Origin of the sequence: Pseudomonas abietaniphila (assembly GCF_900100795.1) — a bacterium.
Lineage (GTDB): Bacteria > Pseudomonadota > Gammaproteobacteria > Pseudomonadales > Pseudomonadaceae > Aquipseudomonas > Aquipseudomonas abietaniphila.
Window position 1 is genome coordinate 173,421 of record NZ_FNCO01000002.1, and the last position, 20,921, is coordinate 194,341.

At 60.0% G+C, this 20,921-nt stretch carries 22 protein-coding genes and 1 tRNA gene; 9 read left to right on the forward strand and 14 right to left on the reverse strand.

Going from position 1 to position 20,921, the window contains the following annotated elements; genetic code table 11:
- The 7 genes from BLS87_RS04075 to BLS87_RS34105 form a co-directional block, all read right to left on the reverse strand.
- Positions 1-1,023 carry an ABC transporter permease gene (locus BLS87_RS04075; RefSeq protein ID WP_074750507.1) on the reverse strand — a complete coding sequence of 341 codons (1,023 nt, stop codon included), beginning with the start codon at positions 1,021-1,023 and terminating at the stop codon, positions 1-3.
- Positions 1,023-2,087, reverse strand: coding sequence for a microcin C ABC transporter permease YejB (locus BLS87_RS04080; protein WP_074750509.1), 1,065 nt, complete (start codon positions 2,085-2,087; stop codon positions 1,023-1,025). The genes BLS87_RS04075 and BLS87_RS04080 overlap by 1 nt, the downstream gene beginning before the upstream one ends.
- Positions 2,087-3,955, reverse strand: a complete 1,869-nt coding sequence (locus tag BLS87_RS04085) for an extracellular solute-binding protein (protein WP_074750511.1) — start codon at positions 3,953-3,955, stop codon at positions 2,087-2,089. The genes BLS87_RS04080 and BLS87_RS04085 overlap by 1 nt, the downstream gene beginning before the upstream one ends.
- 329 nt (positions 3,956-4,284) lie before the next feature.
- A complete protein-coding gene (locus BLS87_RS04090) occupies positions 4,285-4,566 on the reverse strand; it encodes a peptidylprolyl isomerase (protein WP_074750513.1) in 282 nt (93 codons plus the stop codon).
- Between the two features lie 127 nt (positions 4,567-4,693).
- Entirely contained in the window at positions 4,694-5,575 is an 882-nt protein-coding gene (locus tag BLS87_RS04095; protein ID WP_074750515.1) for an esterase/lipase family protein, read from the reverse strand.
- 301 nt (positions 5,576-5,876) lie between these two features.
- Entirely contained in the window at positions 5,877-6,962 is a 1,086-nt protein-coding gene (locus tag BLS87_RS04100; RefSeq protein WP_074750517.1) for a 3-deoxy-7-phosphoheptulonate synthase, read from the reverse strand.
- Between the two features lie 326 nt (positions 6,963-7,288).
- Positions 7,289-7,432, reverse strand: coding sequence for a hypothetical protein (locus BLS87_RS34105; RefSeq protein WP_167362029.1), 144 nt, complete (start codon positions 7,430-7,432; stop codon positions 7,289-7,291).
- A 256-nt stretch (positions 7,433-7,688) separates the two neighbouring features.
- On the opposite strand from BLS87_RS34105, the gene BLS87_RS04105 reads away from it, so the two are divergent.
- A complete protein-coding gene (locus BLS87_RS04105; RefSeq protein ID WP_074751351.1) occupies positions 7,689-8,435 on the forward strand; it encodes a carbon-nitrogen hydrolase family protein in 747 nt (248 codons plus the stop codon).
- Between the two features lie 13 nt (positions 8,436-8,448).
- Entirely contained in the window at positions 8,449-8,901 is a 453-nt protein-coding gene (locus tag BLS87_RS04110) for a GNAT family N-acetyltransferase (RefSeq protein WP_074750519.1), read from the forward strand.
- Between the two features lie 123 nt (positions 8,902-9,024).
- On the opposite strand, the gene BLS87_RS04115 is transcribed toward BLS87_RS04110, so the two are convergent.
- Positions 9,025-9,258 (reverse strand): DNA-binding protein, encoded by a 234-nt coding sequence (locus BLS87_RS04115; RefSeq protein ID WP_074750521.1) that lies wholly within the window; start codon positions 9,256-9,258, stop codon positions 9,025-9,027.
- Between the two features lie 82 nt (positions 9,259-9,340).
- Between BLS87_RS04115 and BLS87_RS04120 the strand changes: the two genes are divergently transcribed.
- From BLS87_RS04120 to BLS87_RS04145, 6 genes are all read left to right on the forward strand, one after another.
- Positions 9,341-9,706, forward strand: coding sequence for a helix-turn-helix domain-containing protein (locus BLS87_RS04120; protein ID WP_074750523.1), 366 nt, complete (start codon positions 9,341-9,343; stop codon positions 9,704-9,706).
- 191 nt (positions 9,707-9,897) lie between these two features.
- The gene (gene gacA / locus BLS87_RS04125; protein WP_074750525.1) at positions 9,898-10,542 is read left to right on the forward strand and encodes a response regulator transcription factor GacA; all 645 of its coding nucleotides are present in this window, start codon (positions 9,898-9,900) and stop codon (positions 10,540-10,542) included.
- Between the two features lie 2 nt (positions 10,543-10,544).
- The gene (gene uvrC / locus BLS87_RS04130; protein WP_074750527.1) at positions 10,545-12,368 is read left to right on the forward strand and encodes an excinuclease ABC subunit UvrC; all 1,824 of its coding nucleotides are present in this window, start codon (positions 10,545-10,547) and stop codon (positions 12,366-12,368) included.
- Positions 12,369-12,400: 32 nt separating this feature from the next.
- On the forward strand, positions 12,401-12,961 hold the full coding sequence (pgsA, locus tag BLS87_RS04135; protein WP_074750529.1) for a CDP-diacylglycerol--glycerol-3-phosphate 3-phosphatidyltransferase: 561 nt from the start codon (positions 12,401-12,403) through the stop codon (positions 12,959-12,961).
- 61 nt (positions 12,962-13,022) lie between these two features.
- Positions 13,023-13,098, forward strand: a tRNA-Gly gene (locus tag BLS87_RS04140).
- 228 nt (positions 13,099-13,326) lie between these two features.
- Positions 13,327-15,258 (forward strand): tyrosine-type recombinase/integrase, encoded by a 1,932-nt coding sequence (locus BLS87_RS04145; protein WP_208605142.1) that lies wholly within the window; start codon positions 13,327-13,329, stop codon positions 15,256-15,258.
- Positions 15,259-15,457: 199 nt separating this feature from the next.
- On the opposite strand, the gene BLS87_RS04150 is transcribed toward BLS87_RS04145, so the two are convergent.
- Positions 15,458-16,114, reverse strand: a complete 657-nt coding sequence (locus BLS87_RS04150; RefSeq protein ID WP_003149848.1) for a substrate-binding domain-containing protein — start codon at positions 16,112-16,114, stop codon at positions 15,458-15,460.
- A 119-nt stretch (positions 16,115-16,233) separates the two neighbouring features.
- On the opposite strand from BLS87_RS04150, the gene BLS87_RS04155 reads away from it, so the two are divergent.
- A complete protein-coding gene (locus tag BLS87_RS04155) occupies positions 16,234-16,527 on the forward strand; it encodes a helix-turn-helix domain-containing protein (RefSeq protein WP_003149846.1) in 294 nt (97 codons plus the stop codon).
- Positions 16,528-16,548: 21 nt separating this feature from the next.
- Here the strand turns inward: BLS87_RS04155 and BLS87_RS04160 are convergent, their stop codons facing one another.
- The 5 genes from BLS87_RS04160 to dsbG form a co-directional block, all read right to left on the reverse strand.
- Positions 16,549-17,439: a LysR family transcriptional regulator gene (locus BLS87_RS04160; protein ID WP_074750533.1), complete on the reverse strand. Its 891-nt coding sequence runs from the start codon at positions 17,437-17,439 to the stop codon at positions 16,549-16,551.
- 37 nt (positions 17,440-17,476) lie between these two features.
- A complete protein-coding gene (locus BLS87_RS04165) occupies positions 17,477-17,800 on the reverse strand; it encodes a hypothetical protein (RefSeq protein ID WP_003149844.1) in 324 nt (107 codons plus the stop codon).
- 31 nt (positions 17,801-17,831) lie between these two features.
- A complete protein-coding gene (locus BLS87_RS04170) occupies positions 17,832-19,208 on the reverse strand; it encodes a dihydrolipoyl dehydrogenase (RefSeq protein WP_004350672.1) in 1,377 nt (458 codons plus the stop codon).
- A 42-nt stretch (positions 19,209-19,250) separates the two neighbouring features.
- The gene (locus BLS87_RS04175) at positions 19,251-20,057 is read right to left on the reverse strand and encodes a sulfite exporter TauE/SafE family protein (protein ID WP_004350669.1); all 807 of its coding nucleotides are present in this window, start codon (positions 20,055-20,057) and stop codon (positions 19,251-19,253) included.
- Between the two features lie 90 nt (positions 20,058-20,147).
- A complete protein-coding gene (gene dsbG / locus BLS87_RS04180) occupies positions 20,148-20,921 on the reverse strand; it encodes a thiol:disulfide interchange protein DsbG (protein ID WP_003149839.1) in 774 nt (257 codons plus the stop codon).

Sequence of the window (20,921 nt, forward strand, 5' to 3'; positions counted from 1 at the left end):
TCAGGACCTCGGGTCGAAGGCGTCGCGCAACGCCTCGCCAATGAACACCAGCAACGACAGAATCAGCGCCAGCGTGAAGAAGGCGGTGAAACCAAGCCAGGGCGCTTGAAGGTTTTGCTTGCCCTGACCGATCAATTCACCCAGCGACGCACTGCCTGCCGGCATGCCGAAGCCCAGGAAGTCGAGGGCGGTCAGGGTTGAAATCGCACCGGTCAGAATGAATGGCAGGTAACTCAGCGTCGCGTTCATGGCATTGGGCAGGATGTGCCGCATGATCACCTTGCGGTCATCCAGCCCCAAAGCCCGCGCCGCCTTCACGTATTCAAGGTTGCGTCCGCGCAGGAATTCGGCACGCACCACGTCCACTAGGGCGAGCCACGAAAACAGCGCCATGATCCCCAGCAGCCACCAGAAGTTGGGCTCGACGAACCCCGAAAGAATAATCAGCAGGTACAGCACCGGCAACCCCGACCAGACTTCCAGCAGCCGTTGGCCGAGCAGGTCGACCCAGCCGCCGTAATACCCCTGTAAAGCGCCGGCAGCGATGCCAATCAACGCACTGATGACGGTCAGCGCCAGCGCAAACAGGATCGATACCCGCGAGCCGAAAATGACCCGCGCCAGCACGTCCCGTGCCTGGTCATCGGTGCCCAACCAGTTGATGGCGGAGGGCGGACTCGGGGCAGGCTTGTTCAGGTCATAGTTGGGTGTGTCATCGCTGAACGGAATGGGCGGGAACAGCATCCAGCCATCGCCCTTGCTGATCAATTGCCGTACATAGTCGCTGCGATAGTCGGGCTGAAAGGGCAGCTGCCCGCCAAATTCCTGTTCGGTGTAGCGTTTGAATGCAGGAAAGTACAACGAGTGTTGATAGCTGAGCATCAACGGCTTGTCGTTGGCGATCAACTCGCCGCACAGGCTGACGAGGAACAGGCCGCAAAACAGCCACAGGGACCACCAGCCGCGGCGGTTATTGCGAAAGCGCTCGAAACGTCGGCGAGCCACCGGAGACAGTCTGCGCATCAAGCATTCCTCGCGCTGAAGTCGATTCGGGGGTCGACCAGGGTGTAGCAAATGTCCCCGACCAGTTTTATCAGCAGTCCGAACAGCGTGAAGATAAACAGGGAGCCAAACACCACCGGGTAATCCCGGGACACCGCGGCCTCGTAACTCATGCGTCCCAGGCCGTCCAGCGAGAAGATCACCTCGATCATCAGCGAGCCTGCGAAGAACACGCTGATGAACGCCTGGGGAATACCCGCCACGACCAACAGCATGGCGTTACGAAACACATGCCCGTACAGCACCCGGCGTTCGCTAAGGCCTTTGGCCCGCGCGGTGACCACGTACTGGCGCGTGACCTCATTGAGGAAGGAATTCTTTGTCAGAATGGTCAGCGTCGCAAAACCGCCGATGACCAGCGACATCACCGGCAATACCAGGTGCCAGAAGTAGTCAGCGATCTTGCCCAGCGTCGTCATCTGATCGAAGTTCTCAGACACCAGCCCCCGCACCGGGAACCAGCTCAGCGACGTGCCGCCGGCGAACACCACCACCAGCAACATGGCGAACAGGAACGCAGGCATGGCGTAGCCGATGATGATCGCCGTGCTGCTCCAGATATCGAAATGGCTGCCATGCTTGACGGCTTTTCGGATCCCCAGCGGGATCGACACCAGGTAGGTGATCAGCGTCGCCCATAGGCCAAGGGAAATGGACACCGGCATCTTTTGCAGGATCAGGTCGGTGACCTTGGCCCCGCGGAAAAAACTGTTGCCGAAGTCCAGTTGCGCGTAGTTCTTCAGCATCAGCCACAAGCGCTCATGCAACGGCTTGTCGAAGCCGTACTGGTGTTCGATTTCTTTGATCAGCTTGGGGTCCAGACCACGACTGGCGCGGGATTGCCCTGTGTTCATGGTTTCGGTGTGTCCGGCGCCGATCGTGCCGCCCGCCACACCTTGCAGCTTGGCGATGGCCTGCTCAACCGGACCGCCCGGTGCCGCCTGCACAATGAAGAAATTCACCAGCAAAATGGCCAGCAGGGTGGGGATGATCAGCAGCAGGCGCCTCATCAGGTAGCCGAGCATTATTTGACCTCCGAAGGGATGGCCGACGCGCCCCGTTGCTGGGCGAATTGTTCGTTGGTCAGGGCTTGTGGGCTGATTTCCCACCAGGTGTCGATGGCTTCACTGTTGCTGGCCTGGACTTTGGGAATGCCGAATCGGTTCCACCACACGGTCGAGGAGCCCGGCGGGTAATAGTTGGGAATCCAGTAAAAGCCCCATTGCAGCACGCGATCAAGCGCATGGGCGTAGTCGATCATCTCAGGCTTGTTGTCAGCCTTGGCCAGGCCAGTGATCAGGGTGTCAACGGCGGGGTCGCGCAGCACCATGTAATTGCTGGAGCCTGCGTCTTTCGCCACCTTGGAGCCGAAATTGTTGTAGAGCTCCATCCCGGGCGATGTGGACACCCCGTACCCGGTCACGATCATGTCGTAGTCACGGGCCATTACGCGGTTCAAGTATTGTGCCGAGTCGATCCGGCGGATTTCAAAGTCGATGCCAATCTGCGCCAGGTTGCGCTTGTACGGCAGCAGGATCTTCTCGAAGCCGCTCTGGCCATTGAGGAACGTGAAACTCAAGGGCTCTCCGGCGGCGTTGACCAGTTTGTCGCCCTTGGGCATCCAGCCGGCTTCCTCTAACAACGCCAGCGCTTGCAGCTGTTTGTCGCGAATGAAGCCGGTGCCGTCTGTTTTGGGCGTATGGAACACGGTGGTGAACACTTCCGGTGGCACCTGACCGCGTAATGGCTCCAGGATCTTCAGTTCGGATTCGGTGGGCAGTTCGGTGGCCGCCAGGTCGCTGTTCGAGAAGTAGCTGTTCTGGCGAACGTAGACGTTGCGCATCATCTGCTTGTTGGTCCACTCGAAGTCCCAGAGCATGGCCAGCGCCTGACGCACGCGGCGGTCCTGAAACTTGGGGCGGTCTAGATTGAAGACGAATCCTTGAGAGCTTTGCACCGAACCTTTCGCCAGATGAGCGCGCTGCAGGCGACCTTCGGTCAACGCGTCGCCGTCGTAACCGATGGAATAGCCGGTGGCGGAGTATTCACGGTTGTAGTCGTAACCACCGCCGCGCAATACCTGCCGCGCGACGTCCGTGTCGCCAAAGTATTCGACTTTGAAATGATCGAAGTTGTACATCCCGCGATTGACCGGCAAATCTTTCGCCCACCAATCGGTGTTGCGCTCGAAGGTGATGCTGCGGCCAGGGTCGACCTGACCGATACGGTAAGGACCGCTGCCGACAGGCGCCTCGAAACCGCCGCCGTTGGCGAAGTCGCGGTCTTTCCACCAGTGCTCCGGAAATACCGGGAGCGAAGCGAGGTCCAGCGGCAAGGTGCGGCTCTCGTTGCTCTTGAAGTCAAAGCGAATTTGCGTGGGGGACTCGACTTCCACGCCTTGCACGTCGCCGAACTCGGTGCGATACGACAGGCTGCCTTGGGTCATGAGCAGGTTATAGGTGAAACGTACGTCTTCGGCTGTGATGGGCGTGCCATCTGCGAAACGCGCCTTGGGGTTCAGATAGAACCGCAGCGACATGCCGTCGGCGGCGCGCTCCATCTTTTCGGCGATCAGGCCGTACACCGTGTAAGGCTCATCCAGCGATTTGACGGCCAGCGGGGAATAGAGCAGCCCGTTGACCTGGGACACGCCGGTGCCTTTGTCCAGATACGGCATGATGTGGTCGAACTGACCGATTTCCTGCGCCGAGCGACGCATGCTGCCGCCTTTTGGGGCGTCGGCGTTCACGTAGTCGAAATGCTTGAAGTTGGCCGGATAGCGAGGAGCCTCGCCGTAAACGGTCAATGCATGTTGAGGGGCGGCGGACAGGGCTTGAAAACCTGAAACAAGGACCAGCGTTGCTACCATCAGCGATGAAAAAACAAAACGCATTACACGAATCCTGACTGATGTCGTGGCACAACATCAGGGTTGAAGGTCATGAGCAGGCGATTGCGGCGTGCCCTTTGGTTTTTTATTGGTTACCTCCGGTGGCAAGGTACCGTAATGCCGGAATCTTTGTAACCGCACAATAGCGGGGGTTGATAACTTCTTTACCTTGCGGTGCGGCCTGGACGCATTTCAAGGGGCGATCACCGGCGCAACCGGCCAAATCAAAGCAATTTCTTTGCCGGAATCGTTACAGCAGCGGTGTGCGGTGCGCTATATACAAACGGCCCGCTTTTAAGGGCGGGCCGTTCGAGGCGTTGCTACGGTGTGAATCAGTCCTGACGACTGGTCACTTCCAGAAGGTGGTAGCCGAACTGGGTCTTTACGGGACCTTGCACCACATTGACCGGGGCGCTGAACACCACGGTATCGAATTCCTTGACCATCTGGCCTGGCCCGAAGGATCCGAGGTCACCGCCTTGACGGCTGGATGGGCAGCTGGAGTTGGAGCGTGCTACTTCGGCAAAATCAGCGCCGCCTTCGATCTGAGCTTTGAGTTCGTTGCATTTCTCTTCGCTGGAAACAAGGATGTGGCGGGCAGTGGCCTTAGCCATTTGGAATACTCCTGTCAAAAAAAGGAAAGAGCCTACCGGATTAAGGGGCCGTTTTCCCGAAAAAGTTCCGGTCTGGCTATCGAGGGGGCGATCTGCTGTCAGTGAGCGAAACTCGGGATTAGTACGCCTAGAGTCCTTTGCGAAACAATAACTGAGCATGATCGACATAAAGTTTTACTGGATCGATGCTTTTTCGAACAATACCAGCGGTCTGGTTAATCGTGTCGACATGATCCATCGGGTAATCGGAGCGAATGACTTTCCCCAAGTGCGAGCTGTAGCGTCCTACCAGGCCGTCGTTGAACGCGGCTTCCCTCTCAAATAGCAGTGTGTAACTGCGAAGTGCCAAGTGGAGTGGGTCAAAGGCATTTCGCCCTTCACTGATCAGCGGATGCTGAATGCAGCCACTCCAGGAATAGTAGTGCACGCCATCGACGCGCTCGGCGCCTTCACCTCCCCACTCCAGGGGCAGGCCTTGCGGGTATGCGCTATTGAACCGCGCCACACCCTCGGTGGTCAGGGCATCCAGCGCCAGAAGCGGGTCTTGCGGGAGTTCGGGGTTACCCCCGAGCAGCGCAAGGAAATGAGCAAAGCCCAGCGTCAGCCGCGAAGCCAGTCGCTCGGGCATCTCGCCGGGTGAAAAAGCGCGACGGACCCGGTCCGCGACCTCCGACCCGTGATTCGGGCCGCTGACGGAAGTCACCGAGGCGACCCAGTCTGGTCTGACCGCGGCAGCGTAGCGAGACGTCAGCGCCCCCTGACTGTGGCCGATCAAGTTGATCTTCAAATAGCCTGTGCGTTTAAGGAAGCGCTCGATCTGATCCAGCAGTTGTTCTCCGCGTGTCTCGTTGTCGTGAACGCCGGAAACGGCCGGCACGTGAACCCGACAACCGGCCTTTTCCAGGGCTTGAACGATGCCATGGAACATGGCGAATTCGCCGACACGCTCGAAACCGAACAATCCGTGAACCAGCAGGATGGGGTATTTGGTGGTGACTTCCGTGTACATGAGGATGACTCCCGTTTGATTGCTGAGGCGCACGAGAGTAAGGGGCAACACGCTGCGCGCAACGGCCTGTTGCGGGGTGCTTTTGAAGGGGTGCAGGCGTCTCCGAAGTTGTCGTTGGAAGGCTAAAACCCGGAGGAAAAGGCCTGTGCGCCAAGGAGGCGATGCTGCGCCGTAATGTCCCGGTGTCACGGAGCACATTTCCCACAGAGTCGATCCAGAACGTGACAGGCGATTGCTGTCATTGCGACAGGCGCATGAGAAGTCGGCCGTCGCTGTTTGACCGACTTCCCATAAACAGATGTTACCTGTAGCGCAGTTTGTTCACGGCTTCGCGCAGCAGGTGTTCGGTGCCTTCCCAGCCCAGACAACCATCCGTCACCGACACGCCGTAGCGCAGGGATTCGCTCAGCGGCTGACAGCCTTCGAAGAGGTGACTTTCCAGCATCATCCCGATCAGCGTGTTATCGCCCGCCAGACGTTGTTGCAACACATCGTTGAAGACCTGAGGCTGGCGCAACGGGTCCTTGCCGCTGTTGGCGTGACTGCAATCGACCATGATTCGAGCGGCGATGCGGTTTTTGTCGAGGCTGGCGTTGACCTTGCCTACACTCTGCGCATCGTAGTTTGGCCCGCTGTGACCGCCGCGCAACACGATGTGCGTGTCCGGGTTGCCTTGGGTCTCGATGATCGCCGGATGACCGTGACGATCGATGCCAAAATGACGGTGTGCGTGAGCGGCTGAGCGAATGGCGTCGCAGGCCACGGCCACGCCGCCGTCGGTGCCGTTCTTGAAGCCGACCGGCATTGGCAGCCCGCTGGCCATCTCCCGGTGGATCTGCGATTCAGTGGTGCGCGCGCCGATGGCCACCCAGCTCAACAAGTCGTCGAAGTATCCGGCGGCCATCGGTTGCAGCAACTCGGTCGCAATCGGCAGGCCGAGTCGAATCATTTCCCGCATCAGGTGACGGGAGAGCGTGAGGCCGGCGGCCATGTCGTCACTGCCGTCAAGATGCGGGTCGTAAGCGAGGCCTTTCCAGCCGACGGTCGTGCGTGGTTTTTCAACGTAGGCGCGCATCACCAACAACATCTGATCACTGACGTCGGTCGCCAGGCTTGCCAGCCGCTCGGCATATTCGAGAGCCGATTTCGGGTCGTGGATCGAGCATGGACCGATCACGACTAAAAGACGGGTGTCTTCGCCATTGAGAATGGCGCGCACGGATCGGCGATGAGCTTCGACTTGTGCGATCAAGGCAGCGTCCAGCGGCACCTGGTTCTTGAGTGCCAAGGTGCTGGGCAGGCGTTGTGGCGCGGGGTGGCTGTCGATCAAGGTCACAGGACGGGACGGCAGGTCGGACAGGTTGTTAGCGGCGACGGATGAATTCATGAGTAAGGCTTCCTGGTCGGCGGGCGTTTCCCGCACGGACCTACTGGGGTGTTCGACAATTGGCCGTATTGGCTGAGTGTGTGGATTTGCCACCTGTCAGTGACCGATCGGAGGCGGCAGGCTGTCCCGAACGGAGGTTGCTAAATCGCCATGCGAAGTCGATGTCGTTGCGGTAATAGGTGCTGTAGTTCATGTCATGTTCCTCGATTCGAAGCGAAAGTCAGGTTTTTGAAGGGCTAAAAAAACGAAACCCCCGGTCGGGAGGCCGACCGGGGGTAGAGTTATCTCTGGTTGGCGTCCCGTGATTCGTGGGCGCCGTTTGGGTATCAGGCGCGCCAGTGGCTAAACCAATACCCATAAAAATAAGAAGCAGGCGACGCGATCGTCAGCGCATCCCACACAGCGGTCTTCGCCACCGAACGCAAGGCGTCGGCAGGGCGATGAAGCGGTGAAAGGCTGGAAAGCAACATGATCGGTCTCCGTTGAATGACGCCGAGCTTACTTCAGCGGCATCCGGTTATTCAATTGGAAAATTCAATGGAATCGATTGATAGGGTATAGCCGTCTGCGTTGAAGTGGTCATCGCTGTGTGTCGCAGTAGAATGTCGCGACAGTCAGCCGCAGCACTTATCGTCGTGCGCGGGTAACGGGTGATCAGGAGGATCTACAGTGTCCACGAACGAGCAGCACGGCAACAAGCAGGGTCAGCGGCACCGATCAGCACCGGTGTTGTGGGCGGCGGCCCAATCACTGTCCGTGGCGGGCGACGTTGCCGCCAATGTGCGGCGCCACCTGCGTTTCATGGAGATCGCCGCGGAGCAGGGCGTCCGGTTTCTGTTGTTTCCGGAGCTGTCGCTGACCGGCTACGAACCTGCGATGGCTCGCGGGCTAGCCTTCACCGAACTGGACTCGCGACTGCAGCTTTTAAACAATAAGGCTCAAGCGTTGAAGATGGTCACTGTGGTTGGCGCGCCATTGCTCAGCAGGACGCGAGCTGATGTCCAGATCGCCGCGCTCACACTCGGGCTTGATGTCGGGGCACGTGTTTACACCAAGCAGCATCTGCACAGCGGCGAAGAGTCGGTGTTCACGGTTGGCTCAGGCGGCGCTTCTGTCGACTTCCAGGAGGAGCGGGTGCATCTGGCGGTCTGCGCGGATTTCAGCCATGCAGCGCATGCGCAGAAAGCTGCCACAGCGGGCGCCACCCTTTACGCCGCGAGCGTATTGATCTCAGGTCCCGGCTACGCGAACGATTCCGGCTTACTCCAGGATTACTCAAGGACCCACAGGATGCCTGTCTTGATGGCAAATCATGCTGGCGTCACCGGCGGCTGGCAGTCGGCCGGGCGTAGTGCGTTGTGGGCTGAGACCGGGGAGCGGGTCGCGCAGATCGCTGGCGTGGGTGAGGGCCTGCTGATTGCTTCGCGCACTGAAACTGGGTGGACGGCGCGCACCTTGACTGTTTCTCTTTAAGTAGCATGCGCTGATGATCGTGAAAAAAGTGAATCTTCGCCTGTCCCTCGCCTCGATCGATGATCTTCCGTTCGCCCGAGAACTCACGCGGGTCAACATGCGCGCTTATTACGCCCAGTACGGCTTGATCTGGCAGCCTGCGGCGTTTGACGCCGAATGGCCTTCGCGCGAGAGTTACTTGATTCACAGGGAAAGTTGTCTTATTGGATTTCTGGGAATCACTGTCGAGAAGAACTACCTGTACGTGCGCGATATTCAGTTGGTAGAAGCGTATCGCGGCGAGGGTGTCGGGGCGTGGGCCATGACGCGCATTGCGCACATGGCGGCTGAGAGGCGATGTGAACGCATACGGTTGAAAGTGTTTAAAAGCAATCCCGCAACAGCCTTGTACCGCAGGCTCGGCTACGCGAGCGTGGGGGAAGAAACGGCGTTGCTCTGGATGGAACGCCTTGTAGACGAGCGCTGACAAGCAGTTTGCGCGGTAGTGTCTTACTGCCATGGCGGATATTTTTGTTTATGACTGCGGTATGGGCAGGCGATTAGCACCAACTTTGCAGAAACATCCTACAAATAACAGGATGTAAATAACTTACTCTACTTCTGAACCGTTGTTACTCAGCGTCGTTGCGGGTATGACACCAACTTTCATTCCCAGCAGCACGGCCACTTTATGCGATTCGCCGCGCCGGCCTTTTTTTCGGCCGGAAAGTATTTGATAAGTCGTGGCCGGGTCAACACTGTTTTCCCGTGCAAACTCTTGAACAGATTTACCTTGTTGTTCCAGCCAGGCCTTGGCTTGTGCTGCGGTGCGGATTCCGGGCATAGTTCAAAACCGTTCAAGTCTGTTTAAATTTATCTCGATTCTACCATTCGTAAGGATGGGGTCAACAAGGTTGTGCATTCAAATGAGTGGAATAGGTGCCCGTATTAGGGAAGAACGCGAGCGCTTGGGGCTGTCGCAACGAGCATTCGGAGAAATTGGTGGAGTGGAGCCTAATGCGCAGGGCAAATACGAGAACGGGGACCGTACACCCAAGGCCGACTATCTGGCAGCGGTCGCTGCAAAGGGCGTCGATGTGCTCTATGTGCTAACGGGCGGGCGCACGCCGGCGCCCGTTGAGAACCTCAGCGAGGTCGAAGAATGGGTGCTGGGCAGCTATCGAACATTGGTCAAAGAGGATCAGGACGCGATTTTGCGATTGACCACAACACTGGCCGAATACAAGGCGAGCTACGCGCCGGAGAAGAAAACGCTATCGGAGGAAGATTGATACTCATTGACGTCTGCAAAGCGTGCGTTTGAAGATTTTTTCAAGTTTCATGGTCGATGGTGATACGTTGTCTCGATATTGTTATCGATTCTCTGGCACGGCCGTTCGAAGCGTTTTTCGAGCTAGGTCATGCACTTTCTTTTTTGCTAAGGTGACGACCATTCGTCATAAACTGTTCGTGAGGTGTCTGCTTGATTAGGGTGCTGGTTGTCGATGACCACGATCTGGTTCGGACAGGTATCACGCGCATGCTCGCTGACATCGACGGTTTGCAGGTGGTGGGTCAGGCCGACTCCGGCGAAGAGTCGTTGAAGAAGGCCCGCGAACTCAAACCGGATGTGGTACTGATGGACGTCAAGATGCCTGGCATCGGCGGACTGGAAGCCACTCGCAAACTCTTGCGCAGCCACCCCGAGATCAAGGTCGTGGCGGTCACTGTGTGTGAGGAGGATCCGTTTCCCACCCGCCTTCTGCAAGCCGGGGCTGCGGGCTACATGACCAAGGGCGCCGGCCTGACCGAAATGGTGCAGGCGATCCGTCTGGTGTTTGCGGGGCAACGCTACATCAGCCCGCAAATTGCTCAGCAGCTGGCGCTCAAGTCATTCCAGCCACAGACCAGCAATTCACCCTTCGATCTGCTGTCCGAACGGGAAATCCAGATCGCCTTGATGATTGTCGGTTGTCAAAAAGTACAGACCATTTCAGACAAACTTTGTCTGTCCCCCAAAACTGTTAATACCTACCGTTACCGTATCTTCGAGAAGCTTTCGATCGGCAGCGACGTTGAGCTCGCGTTGCTGGCCGTACGTCACGGCATGGTCGATGCCAGCGCCTGAAAATGACCCAGCCGTTTGATCCAAGTGCATTCCTGTCCACCTGCAGTGGCCGTCCCGGCGTGTATCGCATGTTCGATACCGAAGGGCGGCTTCTTTACGTCGGCAAAGCCAAAAACCTGAAGAAGCGTCTGGCGAGCTATTTCCGCAAGACCGGCCATGCGCCGAAGACCAGTGCGCTGGTCGCCAGGATCTCGCAAGTGGAAACCACCATCACCGCCAATGAAACCGAGGCGTTGCTGCTGGAACAGACGCTGATCAAAGAGTCTCGGCCGCCTTACAATATCCTCTTGCGCGACGACAAATCCTACCCGTACGTGCACTTGTCCGATGGTGAGTTTCCGCGGCTGAGCATTCATCGCGGTGCGAAAAAGGCCAAGGGCCGTTATTTCGGTCCTTACCCCAGCGCTGGCGCGATTCGCGAAAGCCTGAGCATTTTGCAAAAGACCTTTCATGTGCGTCAGTGCGAGGACAGTTTCTACAAGAACCGCACGCGACCCTGCCTTCAGTATCAGATCAAACGTTGCAAGGGACCGTGTGTCGGTCTGGTCGAGCCACAGGTGTACGCCGAGGATGTGCGCCACTCGGTGATGTTCCTCGAAGGGCGCAGCAACGCCTTGACCGACGAGTTGAACTCTCTGATGGAAAAGGCGGCGATGGACCTCAACTTCGAGCACGCCGCCGAACTGCGTGATCAGATCGGCTTGCTTCGACGCGTGCAGGACCAGCAGAGCATGGAAGGCGGGACGGGCGATGTCGATGTCGTGGCCGCGTTCGTCAATCCGGGCGGTGCTTGCGTGCATCTGATCAGTGTGCGCGGTGGTCGCGTCCTGGGCAGCAAGAACTTTTTTCCTCAGGTGGGTATCGAGGAAGAGGTCGGTGAAGTCATGTCGGCCTTCCTGGCTCAGTATTTCCTGGGAGGCGGCGAGCGAGAGCTGCCAAGCGAAGTGATCGTCAACGTGGTAAATGAAGATTTCCCTGCGTTGATCGAAGCCATCGAGGCCTCGCGCGGTCGTGAAATCACCATCAGTCATCGTGTGCGAGGCACGCGGGCTCGCTGGCAGCAGTTGGCGGTCACCAACGCAGAACAGGCGTTGGCTGCGCGATTGGCGAACCGTCAGCATGTCGCTGCTCGCTTCGAGGCGTTGGCTGAAGTTCTCAAGCTGGACGAGCCTCCGCAGCGTCTGGAATGTTATGACATCAGCCATTCCAGCGGCGAGGCCACGGTTGCCTCTTGCGTGGTGTTCGGGCCTGAAGGGCCGATCAAGTCAGACTACCGTCGCTACAATATCGAAGGTGTCACAGCGGGTGACGATTATGCTGCCATGCATCAGGCCCTGACCCGGCGCTTCAGCAAGATCAAGGAGGGTGAGGGCAAGCTGCCCGACATTTTGCTGGTGGACGGTGGCAAAGGTCAGTTGAACATGGCCCGCGATGTTATGAATGAGCTCGCCGTGCCCGACCTGATTTTGCTCGGTGTCGCAAAAGGCACCACCCGCAAGGCGGGTTTTGAAACCTTGTACCTGAACGATGCCGCCCACGAGTTCACCTTGCGGGGGGACTCGCCCGCATTGCATCTGATCCAGCAAATCCGTGATGAGGCCCACCGGTTCGCGATCACCGGACACCGTGCCCGTCGTGGTAAAACCCGACGCACATCAACGCTGGAAGGCGTCGCTGGGGTAGGTCCGACGCGTCGCCGGGACCTGCTCAAGCACTTCGGTGGATTGCAAGAACTGTCCCGCGCCAGCATCGAAGAAATTGCCAAAGCGCCCGGAATAAGCAAAAAGCTCGCAGAGTCGATTTATGCGAACCTGCACAGCGAGTAGAATGCCCGCTCACCTCGTAGCCAGTTGTGCCGATGAATATCCCTAATCTGATTACCGTTTTACGTGTCCTGCTGATTCCGATCTTCATTCTGTTGTTCTACCTGCCTTATTACTGGAGCTACACGGCAGCCAGTTCGGTCTTCGCATTAGCAGCGGCCACCGACTGGCTCGACGGCTACCTGGCTCGACGCCTTGAGCAGAGCACGCCGTTCGGTGCGTTCCTTGACCCGGTGGCCGACAAGCTCATGGTGGCTGTGGCGTTGGTATTGCTGGTGCAGGCCCACGCTAATTTCTGGCTGACATTGCCAGCGGCGGTCATCATCGGACGCGAGATCGTGATTTCGGCGCTTCGCGAATGGATGGCCGAGCTGGGCGCTCGTGCTCAGGTCGCGGTGTCAAACCTGGGCAAATGGAAAACCGCAGCGCAAATGCTCGCTTTGGTCATCCTGCTGGCCAACCCGCCGGCATTCACGTTCTGGGTTGTGCTGGGTTACGTACTGCTGATGGTAGCGGCGGGGCTGACGTTGTGGTCAATGGTGCAGTACCTCCGGGCCGCGTGGCCGCATCTGCGCACTACGACAGATGAAAAATAAGTTTTTTTAAATCAAGGGGTTGACGGGGTCATTTGAATCTATAGAATGGCGCCCACACCAAGCGGGAATAGCTCAGTTGGTAGAGCACGACCTTGCCAAGGTCGGGGTCGCGAGTTCGAGTCTCGTTTCCCGCTCCAAGTTTTGATCTACAGACTTCCACTGACGTCTGTAAGTCATTGAAATTAGGGGCTTCGGCCCCTTTTTTCATTCCAGCCAAAGCCACGGAAATCCACCGACAGCCAGCGTTTTTGAGGCCAAAATTGAGGCCAGAGAATGCGGGTGGTGCCGGTTCCGGGTTGTTGCTGGGGTTGGATCGGGATGACCAGCAGCATTGAGCCTAAGTCTCACGACTTAGGAGTTTGATGATGGCACTCTCTGATCTGACCGTGCGGCAAGCCAAGGCCGCCAAGAAAACCTACAGCATCCCCGATACCGATGGCCTCGGCCTGGTGGTCGCCCCCACCGGCGGCAAATCGTGGCACCTGCGCTACTACTGGCTCGGCAAGCAAAAACGCATATCCCTGGGCAACTATCCCGAGATCGGCCTGCGCGAAGCCCGCACCTTGCGCGACGAAGCCAGGGCGCTCCTGGCCCAAGGCATCAACCCCCACACCGACCGCAAGCAGAAACGGCATGCGGTCAAGCTGGCCTCGGACTACACATTCAAGGCAGTCTTCGATGCTTGGGTCGAGCACCGCGCCAAGGAACTCAAGGAAGGCCGGAACAGCACACTGTCGCAGATCAAGCGGATGTTCGAGAAAGACGTGCTGCCCAGCCTCAAGCAGATGTCGATCTATGACATTCGCAGGCCGCAACTCCTGGGCGTCCTGGCGCGGATCGAGAAGCGCGAGGCCTTCACCACTGCCGAAAAGGTCCGGACCTGGCTGGGGCAGCTATTCCGCTATGCGCTCGTCATCGTCGAGGGCATGGAGGCCAATCCGGCCACGGACCTGGACGTAGTGGCCGAGCCCAAGCCCGCGGTGACCCATAACCCCTACCTGCACCTGCCCGAGCTTCCCGAGTTCCTCCAGAAGCTCAGGCTCTACAACCCGCGCGGCTGGCAAACCCAGCTCGGTATCCGCCTGCTGTTCTTGACCGGCGTGCGCACCGGCGAACTGCGGCTGGCGACCCCGGATCAGTTCGACCTCGACCGTGGGCTTTGGATCATCCCCCCGCAGATCGTCAAGCAGCTTCAGGACGAGATGCGCAAAGCGGGGAAGCGGCCGCAGGACGTACCGCCCTACATCGTGCCGCTGTCCCTTCAGGCCATCGAGATCGTGCGCTACCTCCTGGGGGTGATGCGGCCCGCCCAGCGCCACCTGCTGACGCACCGCAGCGAACTCAAGAAGCGCATCAGCGAGAACACGCTCAACGCCGCCTTGAAGCGGATGGGCTACGAGGACAAACTGACCGGCCACGGTATTCGTGGAACCATCTCGACGGCACTCAACGAGATCGGCTATCCCAAGATTTGGGTGGACGCGCAGCTTTCGCATTCCGACCCAAACAAGGTGAGTTCGGCCTACAACCACGCCAAGTACGTGGAACCGCGCCGCCGGATGATGCAGGACTGGGCCGACCGCCTCGACTTGCTCGAACAGGGCCAAGTCGAAGCGGCCAGCGCGCACCTCACTATCCACATCGAGGGCGTACCGGCCATGGCGGAGGAGGACAAGCCCGACGCCATCGTTGCAGCTTCCTCTGCGCCTCCCGTTCCGCCGGTGGTGGCCACCCCCATCGTCGTGACGCCGAACGAAGGGGGCATCACCTTCCAACGGTTGTCGCAGGTGCCGCCATCCCCGACTCATGCGCCAGAACCCGAGGTGTCGGCCATCCAGCGCGAGCGCGAGGAAATGCTGGCCATCTACGAATCGCCGAGCAGTCTGCCGGTGCCCCTGTTCGGCAAGTTGGCTGGAAAGTCCAAGGACCAGATCAACCGCGAGTTGAAGGCGGGCAAGCTGCTCTCCATCAGCCTGGGCAACCGGGGGCAGCGAGTTCCCGATTGGCAACTGGTGCCGCTCAAACACAAGCTGGCCCAGGTGCTCATGCGCCAGTACCCCCAGGCGGATTCATGGGAGCTTTACCGCATGCTGACCCAGCCACATCCCGACCTGGGTGACCGCGCGGCCATCGACATCGTGACGCCAAGCAATCTGGGCATGGTGGTACAGATCATCGCAGGCAGCGAGCCACATGCGAATGCTCCCGAGGTCGTACCGCCGCGGCCTATCTCCGAAGAGGTGCGCCAGAGTGTTCGCCGGCTGATGGAGAGCGCTGTCGCCTTGGACGGCGCATAGGGTTACAGCCCTCGCGGGGGCCTTACGGCCCCCGCGCTACATCTGCACCGCCTGCATGAGTTCGCTCAGCACGCTGTGCGGGAGCGAAGGACACGGCGCCGGTATGCGCCGTCGAGAAATCGAGCAGACGATCATGCATGTCCAGCAGATCGCCGGACGCCTGGCGTCTGCACATCAGGGAACGCTCAGCGCGGGCGCGCTATCGGGTATTCGATTGGACTGCACTATCCTTGGCTACCTGCATCGCTCTGCGCTCGAACCGCTCAGAAACCGCGTTAGTTCGTCCTTTGAGGCGCTGCAGATGAGTCACGACCTCGTAGGGCCCCTCGGCCAGCGGCCGGGCGGTGATCCCCCATGCATCAGCGCGCTCGATGCGCGATTGCGCGGTGATCCCGACACCATAGCCAGCGCCGACCCATAGCGCCAACATGTCGAACGAGGTCACATGCTGGACGCTCTGCCGGCTTAAAGACGGGAGGGATGACAGCCGCTGATCCAGTAGTGAGCAGCTTTCTGCCGGCCAGCGAAACACGGGGTAGTCCAAAAGTTCGGCGATCGTAAGCTTTGTCTGGGCGAGCAAGGGGGACCACAATGGCATGGCAACAGCGATGTTCTCGATCCACAAGGGTTGGCTTTTCAGAGACGGAGCGCTTACGGCCCGAAGCGACATTCCTGCGTCGTAACGACCTTCATCAATGCCCGTCACCAGGTCGTCACTTGATGTCTCAAAGAACGCGATAGTGATTTCCGGCTCTTCCGCGCGTTGCAGGGCGAGAAGCGAGGAGAAGCATGAGGATGGCACCCCAGGTGCTATCGCAAGCCTGAGATGGGGAAACTGGCTGGTGGCATCATGCATGCGAGCCCCCAAAAAGTGTTCTGGCCGAGTAGGTGAACTTGCATCGTGGTCAAGAGTGAAGTTTAACGCCGTTATCTTTAACGTGGTTAATTTTGGCAGATTGTTTGACGCTTCTGCTAATGCAGAAATCAACCATTCAGCCAGGCCGTCCTTCTGGCACAACAACGTATGAATCCGCAGCGGCGACAGCTTTCGGACAGGCCGTGCGCGCTGCGCGCGTCGCACAAGGAGTCGCGCAAGACGAGTTCGCATCTCGGGCAGGCATTTCGCGCTCGCACATGGGCAAGATCGAGCGTGGAGAGCACGTGCCCACGCTGCCCCTCATACTGAAAATTTCAGTAGCACTTGGGATAAGCGCGGCTGAATTGATGGCGGCCACCGAGCGCAATCTTCGTGCCGAAACCGATCTTTGAGGGTGTCTGCCAGCGGGGCCTTCAGCCGCTCGCAGAGTCACGTAGGCGAACGATGAACCGCTCCAGCGAAGCCGACAAATCACTGCTGTCGGCCCGCAGCAAGTAAGTCGTGATGACGGCTGAATCGATGGCCAGGGGACGGATCACCACGTCCGGGCGTTGGCAAACCGGAATCTTGCTCGCCGCGAGAAAGCCGATACCGTAACCAGCACCGACCAAGGTGAGCATCATGTCCAGCGAGGACACCTCCTCGACGACGTTCAACTTGTGCTCAAGCACCTGCAGCAGTCGTGTCAGTTCCCGGCAGTAGCCCTCGCACGCATGGGGATCGCACAAGACCAGTGGATGGATCCCGACTTCTTGGAGCGGGACCTTTTTGTGGGCGAGCAGTGCGTGCCGTGCCGGCACGGCAATGACCAATGGATCTCGCCAGATGGGCTCAGCCCGTATGTCGTCGCCGACGTCGGCCGTATGCGCGAATCCGATCATGAAATCCCCGGACCGCAGGCCGCGCAACTGCTCGGCCAGCGGAACCTCGGACAGCCGTATCTCGATCTCCGGCTCCTCCGCGCGGCACCGGGCCAGAAATGCCGACAGGCGAGCATCGATTGCCCCGTCGGAAATCGCGATGCGCAGACTGCCTCGCAAACCTGCTGCCAGGGCCTGGGCGTTTTCGCGTGCCTGTTCGAGCACGGTGAACAATCTGCGGATATCTTGAAGAAAGACAACACCCGCCGACGTCAGCACGGTTCCACGGCGGTTCCGGTCGAACAGCACGACCCCTAGCTCGTCCTCCAGTTCTTTGATGGCACGGGACAAGGGGGGCTGTTCGATGTGCAGGCGCTCGGCGGCGCGCGTGAAATGCAACTCTTCAGCCAGGGCCATGAAATAGCGCAGATGTCGTAATTCCATGGTCTCAGCCCCCCCATGCCGAACCGGCAGTCGCGTGCTACGCCCGTATGTAGATCCATCCCGCTTGCTGCATGCGCGCCATCTCGATAACAGCAGGCCCGTCCAGTACTTCGAGCGGCTCTCTGTTGTCCCTGCCGATCCGCGAAAGTGTGTTCGGGCATACCCAGGTGAGCGCGTCGAGGTCGGAAGGTGCCGTGTCCAGGGCGGCGGCGACGGCTTGCGCGTTCGCAACGATGCGCACATCGGCATCGGGCGCCGCGCGCTTGAGATTGGTTGCATTGCTTCGCGCACGCTCAAAGGCTTCTGCCGTCGGTGCGTGGAGGATCACTTTCAATGTGGGGCGCTGGGTGTCTTGGGTCATGGTCGGTCGGTGGTGCAGTCAGAAGGGTTGTTCACGGGCGCATCTGCTGGGATGCGGATTTCAAGGCGCTTTGCAGCATCTCCTCGATGGAGGGGTGGTAGTACGGCATGGCCAGCAGATCGTTGACGGTCTGCTTCGCCTGGATCGCCCAAGCGATCAGGTGCGCCAGGTGCTCGCCTTGCGTCAGGAGCATGCTGGCACCGAGCAAGGCGCCTGAGCCGGGGTCGGCATAGATGTGCAGCAGGTTTTCCGGAGCACCAAGAATCTTGGAGCGCCCGTTGCCGCTGCCTTCCGCGGTGCCGACGACCGCGCCTTCCTGCACCGCCGCCTCGTAGGTCATGCCGACTGCGCACGCATCCGGGTCGGTGAACAGGATCGTGATCGGCACGCGCCGGGATGCGCCCGGCCAACTTTCGCCGCGCAAGCTCGCCAGTGCGGCTTGCGCTGCCATCTGACCCTCGTCCGCGGCCTCGTGCATCAGAGGGCGATCCGGCTGCACATCGCCTGCGAAGAAAATCGGCACCTGGGACGGCCCGCAGGCCTGCATGGTCGCGGGGTCGATGCTCGGTCGGCCAGCCTGATCCAAGGAGATGCCGGCCGCGGCGAGATCGAGCGCCTCGGTATTGGGTTGTCGTCCCGTCACGACGAGAAGCCGATCCACGAGCGCGTCGCGCTCGCCGGCGCGCATGCGCACCTGGTCGCCTTCAAGGCTGACTTCGACGGCGGCGCCCAACCACATCGGCAACTCGGTCTCGAACCTGGCGATCGCCCGCTCCAGGACATCGGGGTCCTGGATGCCGCCGATGGCGTCTTTCTGGTCTGCCGCGACCACCTGCACATCCAAGCGAGACAGGGCCAGGCCGAGTTCCAGCCCGATGGCGCCCAGTCCCAGGATTCCCATCCGTGCGGGCAGGACGCCCAGGTCGAACAGGGTATCGGTGGTCAGGATGCGGGAGGCAACGCCGTCGAGCGCTTTGGGGACCACCGGGCGAGAGCCCGTCGCCACGATGAAGGCGCTGGCCTCGATCCGTTGTTCACCTGCCTGCAAGATGCCCGGCGCGACGAAGCGCGCTTCGGCCATGATCAGGCTCTCGCCAGCCGCCTTGCGCGTGCGCTCCGCGGCGGCGCCGGCCAGCGCATCCCTGGTCTGGCGGGCGTGGGACCATAAGGCCTGCGGCCCTTGGGTCGATGGCGTGGCGCTCGCTGCCAGTGCCTTGGCGACCTTCCAGTGCATGCCGGCATGCAGGGCCGCCTTCGAGGGCATGCATCCGACGCGCGCGCAGGTCGTCCCCAATGGCCCCCGATCGATCAGAACCACCTGTTTGCCTGTCGCTTTCAGCGCATGGAATGCGGTGCTGCCAGCGGTTCCCGCGCCAATGATGGCGACATCTACTTTCCTTGTCTGCATTGAATTTTCCCGTCCACAATCAATTAATCGAACATCGGACCTCTAGCCAACATTGCGCATGAGCATGAGGGCCGCCACGGCCACGCAGGTGATCGAAAACACCCGCTGGAGCATCTTTGAGGGAATCCTGCGTGCCAGAACACGGCCGAGCGACATGCCCACGAGCGCCGTGAGAACGAATGTCCAGGCGGGCGCGGTGAGCGTCATGCCATGACTCCACGCGATGAACACGGTTACAGCGGACAGCAGCGCGATCACCATGAGCGAGGTCGCGACGATGCTGTGCATGCGCAGCTCGCTGAAATGCGCCAGAGCCGGGACGATGATGAATCCGCCGCCCACCCCCAACATGCCCGTGGCCAAACCGGAGACGATGCCGATGCTCCCCAGCGTGGTCGCTGTTCGCACGTTCCAGACGAAGCGGCCGGTGTCCTTGGAGATCTTGCAGACCCGGGCTGGCTCGTCAGCCAGATCGTCCTGCGTCTGGCTGCCGCGAGATGACATGAACATCCGGTAGGCCACCACGAGCATGATGGCGACGAAGATCAGGTTCAGCCATCGAGGCGAAAGCCAGTGGGCAAACTGCACGCCCAGCGGAGCCGTCACGGCGCCGGCAGCCGCCAACATCATCGCTGCCTTGTACCGAACTACCCCCTGGCGCAAGCCCTGCAAAGCGCCCAGGGTCGCCGCTGCTCCCACGGCGAGCAGCGCCACGGGCGCGGCCTGACGGATGTCCATGCCCAGGCCGAACACCAGCGCCGGCACCGCGAAGATGCCGCCGCCGGCGCCAGTCAATCCCAGCACGGCTCCGATGATGAGGCCCAGCACTCCACCCGTCAGCGAGAGCATAGTGAATGATCCTTTGTGCAATTTCCGTTGAGCAGCCTGAGATGCGGGCTGAGAGAAGCGGCCATCAGGTTCGGCGCCTGGGCGGCTGGTTCAGCGCGGCCCCAGCACTTCACCCAATTGCGCCCCTCGCGGCATGCCGTTGTACTTCTTGAGGATCCCATTGGGGCCGCGTACAACGATGCCGGGCGTCCCCCGGAAGCCGGTGCTCGCCATGAGTGCCAGGTTGTCATCGAGGATCTTGCGCACATCGGCAGGCACGCTCTTGGCTGGCGTAATCCCGCCCTGGCCAAACTGCCGCTCGTTCGTCAACAACGCCGCACTCCGGTCAGGCGCGCCAAGAATGGCCGCGGCTTTGGCCGGGCTGTCATCCTTGATGATGCCTACCAGAATGTGCCGCAACTGGACCTTGCCGGAATCCACCCAGGGGCGTGCAGCTTCCCAGAAGGCGTTGCAATAGGGGCAGTTGGCATCGCTGAAGGTGTAGATGACGCGCGGCGCATCTGCCTTGCCGTCCAGCACCCAGGTGGACGACTGCAGCTGCGACCATTCCTTGTCGCTGACCGGCTTGGCGGCCAGCTTTTCCAGGTCCGCTTCGTCCATTGGCTCGCCCTTGGCGTTCAGGCGAGTTCCCACGATGGCATTGCCATCGCTCGTGATGTACACGGCAATGGGCCGGTCACCCGCGACGGCAGCGAAGGCGCGCAGACCGCCGCCGACCTTGAATTCCTGCGTGACGGTCAGGCCCTGACCTTCCAGCGCCTTGAGGACGGCCGGCTTGTCAGCCGTCTCTGCCTTGCTGCAGCCGGTGACCACCATGAAGCTGGCGGCCAGCAGGAACGAAATGTGCGAGCGTTGTGCAAACAT